The organism is Streptococcus suis (genome assembly GCF_002964045.1).
GTDB lineage: Bacteria > Bacillota > Bacilli > Lactobacillales > Streptococcaceae > Streptococcus > Streptococcus suis_U.
The window spans coordinates 18,775-31,501 of record NZ_POPB01000317.1 but is presented as its reverse complement, the minus strand read 5'-3'; the positions used below and the strand labels follow the sequence as shown (position 1 = coordinate 31,501).

General features: G+C 41.7%; 16 protein-coding genes. 10 read left to right on the top strand and 6 right to left on the bottom strand.

Annotation, left to right across the window (positions count from 1 at the left end; translation table 11 throughout):
- Nucleotides 1–11 precede the first annotated feature (11 nt).
- Nucleotides 12–962 (bottom strand): 16S rRNA (cytosine(1402)-N(4))-methyltransferase RsmH, encoded by a 951-nt coding sequence (gene rsmH, locus C1E99_RS05610; RefSeq protein ID WP_105206889.1) that lies wholly within the window; start codon nucleotides 960–962, stop codon nucleotides 12–14.
- A 414-nt stretch (nucleotides 963–1,376) separates the two neighbouring features.
- Between rsmH and C1E99_RS05600 the strand changes: the two genes are divergently transcribed.
- The 6 genes from C1E99_RS05600 to C1E99_RS05575 are packed head-to-tail and all read left to right on the top strand — an operon-like array spanning nucleotide 1,377 to nucleotide 4,050.
- Nucleotides 1,377–1,565, top strand: coding sequence for a helix-turn-helix transcriptional regulator (locus C1E99_RS05600; protein WP_002942681.1), 189 nt, complete (start codon nucleotides 1,377–1,379; stop codon nucleotides 1,563–1,565).
- Between the two features lie 15 nt (nucleotides 1,566–1,580).
- Nucleotides 1,581–1,781, top strand: coding sequence for a hypothetical protein (locus tag C1E99_RS05595; RefSeq protein WP_105206887.1), 201 nt, complete (start codon nucleotides 1,581–1,583; stop codon nucleotides 1,779–1,781).
- A 10-nt stretch (nucleotides 1,782–1,791) separates the two neighbouring features.
- Nucleotides 1,792–2,874, top strand: a complete 1,083-nt coding sequence (locus C1E99_RS05590) for a DUF3278 domain-containing protein (RefSeq protein ID WP_105206886.1) — start codon at nucleotides 1,792–1,794, stop codon at nucleotides 2,872–2,874.
- Between the two features lie 12 nt (nucleotides 2,875–2,886).
- Nucleotides 2,887–3,225: an MFS transporter gene (locus C1E99_RS05585; RefSeq protein WP_105206885.1), complete on the top strand. Its 339-nt coding sequence runs from the start codon at nucleotides 2,887–2,889 to the stop codon at nucleotides 3,223–3,225.
- The gene (locus C1E99_RS05580) at nucleotides 3,222–3,569 is read left to right on the top strand and encodes a hypothetical protein (protein WP_105206884.1); all 348 of its coding nucleotides are present in this window, start codon (nucleotides 3,222–3,224) and stop codon (nucleotides 3,567–3,569) included. Before C1E99_RS05585 ends, C1E99_RS05580 begins: the two co-directional genes overlap by 4 nt.
- A gap of 52 nt (nucleotides 3,570–3,621) precedes the next feature.
- Complete coding sequence (locus C1E99_RS05575; protein WP_105206883.1) at nucleotides 3,622–4,050, top strand: NusG domain II-containing protein; 429 nt, start codon at nucleotides 3,622–3,624, stop codon at nucleotides 4,048–4,050.
- A 41-nt stretch (nucleotides 4,051–4,091) separates the two neighbouring features.
- Here the strand turns inward: C1E99_RS05575 and menA are convergent, their stop codons facing one another.
- From menA to C1E99_RS05560, 3 genes are all read right to left on the bottom strand, one after another.
- Nucleotides 4,092–5,048, bottom strand: a complete 957-nt coding sequence (menA, locus tag C1E99_RS05570; protein WP_105206882.1) for a 1,4-dihydroxy-2-naphthoate polyprenyltransferase — start codon at nucleotides 5,046–5,048, stop codon at nucleotides 4,092–4,094.
- Entirely contained in the window at nucleotides 5,041–6,090 is a 1,050-nt protein-coding gene (locus tag C1E99_RS05565) for an FAD:protein FMN transferase (protein WP_105206924.1), read from the bottom strand. The genes menA and C1E99_RS05565 overlap by 8 nt, the downstream gene beginning before the upstream one ends.
- A gap of 73 nt (nucleotides 6,091–6,163) precedes the next feature.
- Entirely contained in the window at nucleotides 6,164–6,643 is a 480-nt protein-coding gene (locus C1E99_RS05560) for an FMN-binding protein (RefSeq protein ID WP_105206881.1), read from the bottom strand.
- Between the two features lie 259 nt (nucleotides 6,644–6,902).
- Between C1E99_RS05560 and C1E99_RS05555 the strand changes: the two genes are divergently transcribed.
- The 4 genes from C1E99_RS05555 to C1E99_RS05540 all read left to right on the top strand — a co-directional run bounded on the left by C1E99_RS05555 (nucleotide 6,903) and on the right by C1E99_RS05540 (nucleotide 11,138).
- Nucleotides 6,903–7,442, top strand: a complete 540-nt coding sequence (locus C1E99_RS05555; protein ID WP_105206880.1) for a Gx transporter family protein — start codon at nucleotides 6,903–6,905, stop codon at nucleotides 7,440–7,442.
- Nucleotides 7,443–7,563: 121 nt separating this feature from the next.
- Nucleotides 7,564–8,913, top strand: a complete 1,350-nt coding sequence (locus tag C1E99_RS05550; protein WP_105206879.1) for a TrkH family potassium uptake protein — start codon at nucleotides 7,564–7,566, stop codon at nucleotides 8,911–8,913.
- 153 nt (nucleotides 8,914–9,066) lie between these two features.
- Nucleotides 9,067–9,732: a potassium channel family protein gene (locus tag C1E99_RS05545; RefSeq protein WP_105206878.1), complete on the top strand. Its 666-nt coding sequence runs from the start codon at nucleotides 9,067–9,069 to the stop codon at nucleotides 9,730–9,732.
- A 68-nt stretch (nucleotides 9,733–9,800) separates the two neighbouring features.
- Entirely contained in the window at nucleotides 9,801–11,138 is a 1,338-nt protein-coding gene (locus C1E99_RS05540; RefSeq protein WP_105206877.1) for an MATE family efflux transporter, read from the top strand.
- A gap of 24 nt (nucleotides 11,139–11,162) precedes the next feature.
- On the opposite strand, the gene C1E99_RS05535 is transcribed toward C1E99_RS05540, so the two are convergent.
- Both C1E99_RS05535 and C1E99_RS05530 read right to left on the bottom strand, forming a co-directional pair.
- Nucleotides 11,163–11,534, bottom strand: a complete 372-nt coding sequence (locus tag C1E99_RS05535) for a hypothetical protein (RefSeq protein ID WP_105206876.1) — start codon at nucleotides 11,532–11,534, stop codon at nucleotides 11,163–11,165.
- Between the two features lie 77 nt (nucleotides 11,535–11,611).
- On the bottom strand, nucleotides 11,612–12,688 hold the full coding sequence (locus C1E99_RS05530; protein WP_105206875.1) for a site-2 protease family protein: 1,077 nt from the start codon (nucleotides 12,686–12,688) through the stop codon (nucleotides 11,612–11,614).
- Nucleotides 12,689–12,727 lie beyond the last annotated feature (39 nt).

Here is a 12,727-nt window from a genome sequence, read left to right as displayed (position 1 = left end):
AAATCCTTCTCCTATTTATGTACCTTCTTAGCTACACGCAATTTAGCTGAATGTGCTCTGTTATTAGCCTCCAACTCCTCCTGACTCGGCAAAATTGGTTTACGATTGACCAATTCAAGAGGTGCCTTCAAGTCTTCTGGGATAAAAGGCAAACCTTTTGGAACATCAATCGTACTGGCTTCCTTAAAGAGCTGTTTGGTCAAACGATCTTCTAAGGAATGGAAAGTAATAACAGAAATGCGTCCATCCAGAGCCAATAAGTCAATGGCCTGCTGAATAGACTCGTCTGCCGCTCCCAATTCATCATTGACTTCAATCCGAATAGCCTGGAAAATCTGCTTAGCAGGATGGCCCTTCTTCTTGAGTTCCTTAGCCGGCTTAGCAGACTTGATAATTTCTGCCAACTCTGTCGTAGTTTCAATAGGTTTGACCTCACGCACCTGTTCGATTTTACGAGCAATCTGCTTGGAAAATTTTTCCTCACCATATTTGAAGAAAATCCGCACCAAGTCATGGTAGTCATAGTTGTTGACCACATCATAGGCCGTCAACAGACCATCACGATTCATTCGCATATCAAGCGGAGCATCTTGTTTGTAAGAAAAGCCACGCTCCCGCTCATCCAACTGCGGACTAGACACACCTAAATCGTAACAAATCCCATCAATCTCTGTTACACCCAGCTCTGCCAAGCGAGTCTTGAGATTGCGAAAATTGTCCTTGATGAAGGTCACTTGTCCCTTTTCAATGTAGGATGCCAAGCGAATATGGGCATGATCAATAGCAGTCTGATCCTGGTCGAAGGCATAAAGATGCCCACCACCCGTCAACTGACTGAGCAGGTACTCACTGTGCCCTGCTCCACCCAAGGTTGCATCTACATAAATTCCATTTGGTTTGATGTCTAACATATCTACTGTTTCATGCAAAAGCACAGTAGTGTGATTAAATTCCTTGCTCATATCTTATCTATTGTACCACAAAATAAATCAAAAAGATGTTGCAAACTTTTTACAAAAAATGTGTCAAATATAGTTGACAACTTATATGAACAGGTATATACTAACAGTAAAGAAACATGTCACATATAGTTGACATCAACAGGGAGGGTCTCCACATTTTTTTACACTAGTATGTCAGATATAATTGACAACATTTTAAAGAGGCTGGACTCAAGCCCCGCTTCTCAAAGTTAGTGTCAACATCTCAGCGCAGTGGTTGATTGGCAGATTTGTTCGTGTTTTACACTCCAAATCTGACCTAATCAACTGTGCGGGGGTGGGAAGACGAACTCTTCTATGAATGGTCGAGTTCTTTCCCACTCCCTCATTTTTAGACAATTGTGTCAGATATAATTGACACAGAAAGGAGAGCACATGAACCGTGTCAAAGATTACCGCCTACTGTTAGGTATTTCCCAACTAGATTTGGCCAAGGCCATCGGCGTATCCAGGCAGACAATCAACATGATTGAAAACAACAAATACAACCCCTCACTGGATCTCTGCATCAACCTTGCAAAGGCTCTACAGACCGATCTCAATAGCCTCTTTTGGAATGAATAGAAAGGAAGAAACCCCATGAAAAAGAATACACGTAAAGCTCTTATCTCTACCCTTATTTTTATCCCGCTCTTTGTCCTCTTTCAGCTTTGGGGCAATAGCGGAGCAGAAATCTTGCACACCATCAGCCAAGCACAATTTTGGCTACAATTGCTGATTGCTGGGACCATCTACTTCTTAGGCTTTGTTTACATCTTACCATTGTTCGATCAAAAATAAGGAGCTGCTTATGAAAAAAGAAACCTTTCAAGATAAATTAATCAAACGATTTTACGGTATCGCAGGGCCCTTGGATGAATTTCGCCAAAAAGAAGCCTTCCGTCTAGGCAATACCTGCTTCATCCCCCTATTTTGGGGCACCATGGCTCTTACCCTACTGGCACTTGCCTTATCCAAACGATTCCCAGAAGTCGTTGCATTTGGCTATCCCGTTGCCCTGCTCCTAAGCTATCTAGCGACTAGTACCTACATCATGTTTAAACTCCGGCACAGTCAAGTGGACAGTTTAGATGTAGAAGAGCTGACTACCAAGGAACAAAAGCAGCTCAAGGGAGCGAGTATCAAATTCGCCCTCTATTTCACTACCGTTATGTACATTTGGACTGTTGTTTTTGCTGCCTGGATGGATGGACTCAATCCTCTCGACCATCTATTTGACCTCCGAAAATTCCTAGCAGCCTGTCTAGGAGGTATTTTCACGGGTATTGCTATCGAAATCATGTTACGCAAGCGCATGAAAAAAGCGGAACAACTAACTGTTAGCTCTGCTATTGCCAAAAAAGAACCTAAGTGGATCCAAAACATGATACGGCACGTTTATGGTATTCGCGGGCCTTTAGACGAGTACCGACGGACTAAGGCAGATGAGATTGGGGGAATAGCCTTTATCTACCACTTCTACTTCCTAGCTCTCGGAAATGCCATCGCCTACTTCCTAGCCTACCGCTATCCTGTCGAGGTGGCTACTTACTATCCAATGATCATTGCCTTCTTCAGTATTATCCTAATTGGTATCGTTAATATGCGCACCCTCCATGCTGACCTGCCTCAATATGACATGGAAGAACTAAGTCCTGAGGAAAAACAAGGACAGACCCTCAATCCACTGGTTTGGGGACTGGGAGTTGCCCTGCTATCTAGCCTTTTTGCTGGGCTGGCAGACCTCTTTAGCCTCCAGCTTCCCCTACTGGATTCCATCTTCCACGTAAAATCCCTCCTCTTCGGTGGTATGATGGGCCTCTTTGCCAGTCTAGCCCTGTCTGCCCTTGCCTATCTGCAAAAACTGGAAGCAGATACTGCCAGGAAAAAATAAGGACCTAACACCATGGATAAACCTTTTACACCCAAACAAACCTGTCGATTTTTTGTTCTATTTTATGCTTTATTTTCTACCTTCTTCATCTACTCTTACATGGTCAATGAGCCGATTAGCGGTTCATTCTTGCTCATGTTACCGCCCATTCAGATTATCAGGTCCTTTAAAACAGAAGAAGAAAAACGCTACTATATCATCCAAGCCATCTTTGCCCTGTTTGCCATGACCTTGACCTATTCCGTGGGCATTTGGCTAGGACATGTCAAACCACGTGTTCTCATCCTTCCTGCTGGATTTGCTCTGGCAATTCTTTATCAACTGTATTTCAAAAAGGAGGAAGATAGATGAACAACTTCAACACAAAATTAGTCCTTTCCTTGTTTGTTCTCGCCTATGCAACCATTTGTGGCTTGTTTATCCACAGTTTTCTGACTGGGGACGCCCCACCAATCCTTATCTTACTGTTCACTATACTTCCAATTTTGAATAGTGATCGGAAAACTACCAGTCCAGAAGCAAATGCTGTCCAAAAAGCTATCTATCTTTATCGTAAACCATTGCTCTGGTTTCTCTTTGCAGGCTTTGCCCTAACTTTCTCCATTGGATTTTTCACTGGACAAATCAAACCGCTCCTAGCTGGATTTTGGGGAATCCTTGCTATCCTGCTCTTTATTGGACAATTGAAAAAGTAGTCTGCATCCAACATTTTACAAAGTAGGATTTTTTCTATAAAATAGATTGTATATGACATTCAAATCCATTCTCAAACAGCTCAAACTATTTGATTATATCTTAATCGGATTCACCCTAGTTTTATCCTTTCTTCCAGCAATTTTTACCTACACACATCTGACAACAGATACAAATGAGGCAAAAACAATTGCCTATGTCCGCATCAATGGTGAGGTGGTCGACCAATTTGAATTATCAAAGGACACACCCCATCAAGAAAAGACCTACTATCCCAATGAAGGGCAATACAATATCATTGAAGTTGATGGCGAACGCATTCGGGTCAAGGAAGACAATAGCCCAGACCAAATCGCCGTTATGACCAGCTGGATTAGCCAGCCGGGTCAGCTCTCCGTCTGCCTGCCACATAACCTGTTGATTGAAATCAAATCCGTTGGCGGAGAAAGCACTGAAGAAGAAGAACTCATTTTACCACTATAACAAAGAAGACACAGCCTGATGAACGACTGTGTCTTTCCTTTTTAGAAAATAAGGGCTAAAGCAAGTATCACCACATATAGCAGCGCAAAGAGTACAAAACTCTTTACTGCCTCGATAAAGGTTTCCCGTTTGACTTGCTTTTTCAAAAATATTTCTAGACTCTTATAAGCAGGCAAGGCTCCGAATAAACCAAGCAATGCCCAGATAGGTAAGAATCCAGTCAGACAGTAAATTATCCACAGCAACCATGGTAAACTTGCCAAGACAAAATACAATTTAAGAGCATTTTTCTTGCCAATATAGTAAACCAGAGTATAACGATGGTTGCGAATGTCTTCTTCTAAATCACAGGTATTGTTGGCCAACATGATATTGGCAATCAAGGTTACCAAAGGAAGGGACATGAAAATAATGTCTATTATTTTTGTCCAAGAGAACTGCAAGGTCATCCACTGGTCGCTCACTTGACTGGTCAATAGCCCAGCTGGGTCTTGGATAAAGACTGCTAAGAAGAAAATCCCAAATCCCATGGTTACTCCAGAGAAAACTTCACCCAGTGGCATTCTCGAAAGCGGAATAGGTCCAAAGGTATAAAAGATACCAATGAGGAAACAGAGAGCTCCCATCGGTAGGAGGAGCCAGCTGGTCCGCCAAACAAGCACCAATGAAATAATCACTGAAAAAATTAGTAGGGCAAGAACGATTCCAATCATCTGACGAAAATCCAGAGAAAATTTTCCTATCACATTACTTTCCTGACGATAGGTTTCATCCTTGGCCTTGTGGTAGTCCATGCTATTGTTGATGGCAGTTGTACACATATCGAAGCTAAGGACTGCCAGAACGAACAAAAGCGTATTTAGCCAGTTAAAGGTTTGATAGCGATAGATAGCCCAGAGGATTCCCAAGGTCATCGGAAAAAAACTTGCTACCTTGGTCTTCATTTCAACAAATTCTAGAAAGACAGGTAAACTGAGACCTTTAGTTGATTTATTCATTGACAAGATGATACTCCTCATTCGTTAATCCAAAACTTTCCTTCAAGCCATCACTCAAATGAACACCCTGCTCCTTATCAATGAAAACAGCTTCTACACCGTCCATCCGATTGATAAAGTCAAGACCTTTTTCCACACCTAGTAAGAAGAGAGTTGTGGATAAGGCGTCTCCCTCGACAGATGTTTTGGAAAAGACTGTCACACCTGAAATATCGTTTTCCACAGGATAGCCAGTTTTTGGATCCAGAATATGGTGGTATTTAACACCGTCCACCTCTAAGAAGCGCTCGTAAATACCTGAAGTAACGACCGAGTCATGTGTCCCTGGTACAGAACCAACTGTGGCTCCACGCACCTGGTCTGGGTCTTGAACTCCAACATTCCAACCATTTTGTGTCGTTGGCGAATCCCCCATAACCACTACATTCCCACCTAGATTGATGATAGCAGTCGTAATCCCTTTGCTGGCAAACAATTCTCTAACCTTATCTGCAATGTAACCTTTGGAAATGGCTCCTAATTCTAGCGTCATTCCTTCTTTGATAAAGACAGTCTTCTTCTCCTTATCTAAAGTAATGTCTTTATAATTGATAAATGGCAGAGCAGCCTTGATTTCTTCATCACTGGGCTTGCGTGCATCCTCATCTCCAATTTTCCACAGATTGCTCACAGCTCCAATGGAAATGTCAAATAGCCCCTGGCTTTCTTTACTCATGTCAATAGCTGTTTCAATCACTTCAAATGTACGTTCATCCACCTCAACAGCTTCTTTTCCCGCAGCCTGATTGATACGGTAGACATCTGCCCCTTCCAGGTTTGTAGACAGTAGACTCTCCATCTCCTTGATATAAGAGACAGCTTCATCCATCACTTCTTCCTGGTCTTCATGATAGATGCTTAATTGTACAACAGTGTGAAGCAAGCTTTCACTACGTGTCAATGGCGTCCTCACAACTGGTAAGCTTGCTGATTGAGATTGTCCACAAGCTACCAACCATACTGTGACCAGTGCCAACCCAAGTAGTCGAATCAATTTTTTCAATAGAATTCCCTCATATAAACAAGAAGACACAGTTGCGACTTGATGCTCCTGTGTCTTATCGGTATTGACTAAATTAGTCAAGAGTTACAGTTTCTGTATTTCCTTCAGCAGCTGCAGCAAGAAGGGCCTCTGTAGACTTCTTGAAGTCTTCTGAAGTATGGGTCGCACCTGAAACAACTTCAACTGCTGAGATATCTTGCGTATCAACCAAAGCAGCATTCAATTGTTCAATTGCTTCACCAGCAGAAACTCCTGCTTTGTCCTTCATGTTTTTGTTGTATTCTTCGTTCGTAGACTTCAAGCTACCATCTTCTGCTTCGTAATCAAATTTAGACTCTGTAATTTTGCCATCTTTAACTGTCAAAGTGTGAACGATTTTGTAGCCGTAATCGTCTTTGCCTGACTCAGCTTTGTAAGTACCATCTTTCAATACTACTGTTTCTGTAGTTGAAGATGAAGTTGAAGTAGATTCTTGTTTAGAACCGCAAGCAGCAAGCGCAAAGACTGCACCTAGAACGACCAAACTTTTCAAGACAACTTTAGTTGTTTTCATAACAATACTCCTTTGTAAAGTAAATAGTTTTTCTATGCATAGCCTGCGCCGACAATCACAATATTTTTCGTCACAATTTTACCTCCTTGTGAAATTAAAAACAAATGATATAGTTCTATTATACTCCTTTAACTTCTAGTTGACAACTTTGTTTTCAATAATTAGTAATATTCACCAGACAAAACTTGCCAGAGTGACTAAAAACAAGTATGATAGTAAAATAGATATTCAACTAGAAAGAGTTTTCTATTACAGTTCTATGAATTCCAAACGACAAACCCTTAATTTTATTACCATGTTAGCTGCTCAAGCAGTGGTTATTTCCTTAATTGAGCAAATGATTACGCCGCCCTTCGCCTTTGCTCCAGGTGCCAAACTAGGACTTGGAAATTTGATTAGCTTAATCGCTATTTTCACTTTACCTGCAAGAGATTCTGTGAAAGTTGTCGCACTCCGTCTCCTGATTTCAACTTTTCTTGGCGGAACATTTTCAACCTTTCTTTATGGTTTTGCAGGCACCAGCTTGAGTTACCTTGGTATGCTTGCAGCCAAGCAACTTGGTCCTAAACGTGTCAGCCCTATCGGTATTTCTATATTAGGAGGCATGTTGCATAATCTGGGACAGTTGATTGTATTTGCAACCATTGCTCGGTCTTTCTATGTCCTCAACTACCTGCCAATTCTCTCCTTTACAGGAATTTTATCTGGATTATTGGTTGGGCTAGCAGCCACATATCTGCTAGAAAAAGTCGGTCCACTACGACACTACCATCATCAAGTTTTATCTCAATGGGAATAAGTCTAGCTAACATCAACTTGCTAGGCTTTTTTTGCTACAAAAATTCCGAGTTTGTAACATACTTTTTTGCCCATTTGTGCTACAATATCCTCATCTTACAATTTTATACAAAGGTCGAATTATGTTACCATTTAGGATTACACTTTCACCAGGCCAACGAATTATCATTAGTTTTCTATTGGTGATATTGACTGGTTCACTTTTGCTTAGCTTGCCTATTTCACAAGCTAGCACGTCCACAGCACATTACTGGGACCATTTGTTCACTTCTGTTTCCATGGTTTGTGTGACAGGACTTTTTACCAAAGCAGTAGCAGATACCTACTCCATTTTCGGTCAGATTATCTGTATGCTCTTAATTCAAATTGGTGGGCTGAGTTTAATAGGCTTTGTTGGTCTCTTTGCCTTACGTGGTGGGAGAAAAATCAATTTCATGAGCATGGCAACCCTCCAAGAAGCCCTCAATCGCTCCGACACAAAACATTTCAGAAGCTTTATTAAGTCAGCCTTTGGATTTACTTTAGCAATTGAAGCTTTGGGTGCCTTGTTCCTTTCCTTTCATTTCGTACCGGATTTTGGCTTTGCGAAAGGAATCTTTACTTCCATGTTTCTAGCTGTCTCCGCATTTTGTAACGCGGGATTTGATAATTTCGGGGCTACGAGTATCGTCCAATATGCAGACAATCCTCTGATTAATTTAACCTTGGCAAGTCTGATCATTATGGGGGGACTGGGCTTCTCTGTTTGGTTTGATTTTCAAACACAGATTGGTCAAAAAGGACTCTTTAAAAAATTAGGTTTTCATACAAAAGTTGTCTTAAGTCTGACTGCAATCATTTTACTCCTCGGCACAGTCTTAACTCTGATTACTGAATGGAACAATCCTTCTACTATTGGAAATTACTCCTTTGGTCAGAAACTGCTCGTCAGCTTTTTCCAGACGGTTACCATGCGTACCGCTGGTTTTGCTAGCATTGACTATACAAAGGCTCAGCCAATCACCTTGCTTCTCTATATTTTCCAAATGATGTTAGGGGGAGCGCCAGGTGGGACTGCTGGAGGAATAAAAATTACTGCTTTCATCACCCTGTTTTTATACGCACGTAGTGAAATTCTAGGCCTGCCCCACACCAACTTCATGGGGAGAACGATTGACAACTTGACCATTCGTAAAGCTTTCGCAACATTTTCAGTCTTTCTATTAATGTTTCTAATCGGCTTGTTTACCCTATCCATAACAGACCACAAGCAACCCTTGCTATTCCTCATGTTTGAGGTCATGTCTGCCCTTGCTACTGTTGGGGTAACAGCGAACCTGACACCCAACCTAACCATGGCTGGTCAAGCCATCATCATGGCCCTTATGTTTTTTGGACGAATTGGCCCACTTTCAATGCTGGCTAGCCTTTCTGCCCGCAAACTTTCAAAAACAGAAAGTCTTCAGTACGCCAAATCTTCCATGCTTGTATAAGAAACTGTATTCACAGTTCAACATTTCCATCTAAACTAGTCTTTTTCAAAATTCAGTCAGCAATCGCTCACAAAACTGCCTTGTTTAGCTGAAAAACTATCTCTTATATTCAAGCACTTCACTTGTGAATACAAGTTCTAAGAAGGAGAAATTATGTCAAACTATACTATTGGAATCCTAGGTTTAGGAGTATTCGGTACAACAATCGCAAAAACTCTACACCAGTATGATTGTAACATCATCGCCATCGATAACCATGAACAACAAATTAACCATCTCGAATCAATTCTAACACGTGGAATTGTCGGAGATATTACCGACCGTTCGTTACTAAGAGCTGCAGGAATAGGCAATTGTGACGCCGTTGTTGTCGCAACTGGTGATAATTTAGAATCCAGCGTGTTAGCAGTCATGCACAGCAAGGTACTTGGTGTGCCAACCGTTATTGCTAAAGTCAAGGGGACAACTACCAAAGAAGTACTTCTTCGTGTCGGTGCAGATAAAGTTATTTCTCCTGAACGCGAAACCGGAATTTCACTTGCCAAACAACTCCTCCATCGGGATACAACTAGTCTGTACGAATTAGAAGGAAATGTTTCCATCGTTGAATTCCACCCACCTGCAAAATGGATTGGTAAAACGCTTGGAGAACTAAAATTACGCCAAAACTATAAACTCAATATTATCGGATATAGGAGCGGTGAGAATCAAGAATTGAATATTCAATTGACACCAGACTTTGAATTTAAACACGACCAACTCATACTAGCCGTAACAGACCATAATACGGTTGACCATTTTGAAGATTTAACCAGTTGATAATCCCCTAAGCCTATTAGAAACCATACATTCTAATAGGCTTATGCTCTGTTTATAAAGGAGATTTTATGAGCGACTTAACCAAGGGCAAACCCATTCTAGTTATCTTACAATTTGCCATTCCCTTACTGATTGGCTCATTCTTCCAATTAGCCTATAACTTTGCTGATTCTATGATTGTTGGTCATACCTTGGGCAAGGATGCCTTTGCCAGCGTTGGAGCTACTGCCAGCTTGATTTTCCTCATCATCGGCTTCGCCCAGGGTGTGACAAATGGACTAACCATTCTTTCTGCTCAACGCTTTGGAGCAGGGGACTTGGAAGGACTGAAAAAATCCTTTGTTCACGGTCTGTTCTATTCCATCCTTATCAGCATCATTTTGACTGTCCTTGCTTTGTCTTTTTTAGATCCCATTTTGGTTTTGATGAAGACTCCTGCTAGTATCATCCAACATTCCCACGCCTTTCTGACAGCTATGTTTGGCGGATTGACCTTTACCATTTTCTATAATTTCCTGTCTTCAGCCCTACGAAGTCTTGGAAATTCTAAAACGCCTCTAATAGCCCTTATTATTGCCTGTTTTATCAATATAGGATTAGACTTTTTCTTCATCCTAGTCATGAAATGGGGTGTTTTCGGAGCTGGTTTTGCAACCATCACGGCTCAGGCATGCTCCGTTATTTTTCTGATTTTCTACATCGTCAAAAAGGTTCCCCAGTACCATATTGGTCTATCAGACTTAAGATTAGACAAGGATAATCTCAAGAAACATGCCCAACTCGGTTTTCCTATGGGATTTCAAGCTAGTATCATTGCCATCGGAGCCATGACCCTACAGTTTATGGTCAACCAGTTAGGAACAGATGCCATCGCTGCCCAGGCCATCGCTCTGCGTACTGACCAGCTGGCTATGCTACCTATGGTCAATCTGGGGCTGGCTATTGCAACCTTTACAGCCCAGAACTACGGCGCTAAACTCTACGATCGAATCCGAGAAGGGGTGCGCCATTCCCTATTTCTGAACATTGCTTGGGCTATTGTATTTGCGGTCATTCTCATCTTGGCCAATCGCTTCTTCTCTGGTCTCTTTCTGCCAAATGCCAGCCAAACAGTGCTGGACTTGGCTCTTGTTTACTACATCATTAACGGCTCTTGTTACTGGATTGTTGCCTCTCTCTTTATTCTTCGTAGCTTTATTCAAGGACTTGGCAAGGGCTTTATCCCAACACTGGCTGGCTTTGGGGAATTAATTTTCCGAGCAGCAGTCGCCATCATCGGTATGCAGTATTTCGGTTTTTATGGTACAGTAGCTGCCAACCCTGCCGCCTGGATCGGTAGCATTATCGTCCTGATTCCAAGTTCCATCATCTTTATGAAAAAATTAAAAGCTGGACAAAGTATATAAACAAGAAAAACGCATGAAATAAGCTCATGCGTTTTTTAAATAGTATTTTCGTAAGAATTGAATATGAAGGACATTCCAAAGAATAGCGTTGCTGATAGCCACTACAAAAGCTATGCCATATTGCCAATTAAATTCCAGCACAAGGCTGACAAAAAGGATGATTCCAAGAAGGACCAATAACAAACTACTTGTCTTTTTCTTATCCCTCTTAAAATAGGCTAACAAGGATTGGTCAGGACAGGCTTGCACTTCCTTGAACTGTTTGAAACTAGCTCCAAGACTGGCTCCTGCCGCCCCTATAATTGCACCAGAATAATAGTGAGGAAGGACGTAAACCGACAAATAAGCGACCGTAACATAGGCAAGCACCAACAAGGTGGACATCAGTTTTTTCATGACCAACCTTCCTATCTATTTTTTTCCGTACCTATTTTAACATAAATTATATCGCAAATACTAGTCAGAATAATCTACTATGGCAATTGACTTTCTAACTCAACTTCTGCCAAGAGCTTGCTATAATAATCCTGCTCATCAGCCAATAGTGGACTATAAGGCAACATTTTTTTAGCCTGAGCCAGAGATTTTTTCAAGGCTTTTCTATCTCGAGTAATACGTTGGTGGTAGAGAGCCGCAATGACTTGGTAATTTCCCATAGGGTACTTGAGTAGAGCCTTGACCTGCTTGTCCTGGCCTAATGTTCTAGCCTCTTCCTCCAAGCCTTGTAAGATATAGACTTCTAGCAAAACAAGTTTGCTTGCCTTGATGATGTAATCATTATCCGATTTTGCTATCAACTTCTCCAATCGCTCTCGCGCTTCTTGATACTCCCCTTTGAAAATCAGCAACTCCGTCCAGTTTAGATAGTGGGTTTGTGGTAAATGCCCTGGCAAGATTGGTAGATCCAAGACAAAATCGCTTAAGTTTGCTGCAGTTGGGTCCACCATGACTTGAGAGGTGTGTCTAAGCGCTTGATAAACCAAGCGACTATAGTCTGGATGAGCACGCAACTCTTGTATCTTAGCACCATCCGCCATACCAGCAGGGTTGGCATTGAGTGCAAACAAGGATAGATTGAGGAGAATTTGCGATAGAGGCAGACTCCAATGCCCTGTCAAGAATCCAATAAAAACAGAAACAAGGATGAGACTGAGATGGACAATCAAGCCACCCGCAAACATCAGAATCGCCCGAGGGTCATCCTCATCTCTTTTGACTCCGATATACTGAGCAGCTGCCCCTTGCACAATCACCGTTTTCTTCCATGTCCAGCCTTGGTCAGTCTTGACCAACAAACGATTGCCCAAGCCAAGCGCCACCAAGTCAAAGCCTGTCAGCCAACCAAAGAAAACGTGACCTAGTTCGTGGAGAATGAGGGTTAGGTAAAAAGTACCTAAAAACCAGACATAACCTAGACCAACAATTAAAAAGATGCCCTCATCCGACTGAATAGGAAGCACTTCCTCCATACCAATGAAACAATAACATGCTCCAACAAAACTTAATAGGATAGAAAGTCCAATCACAAACCAATTCCATATTTTCTTCATAACAAACCTCCTTTTTAATAGTATAACAAAAAAAGACTA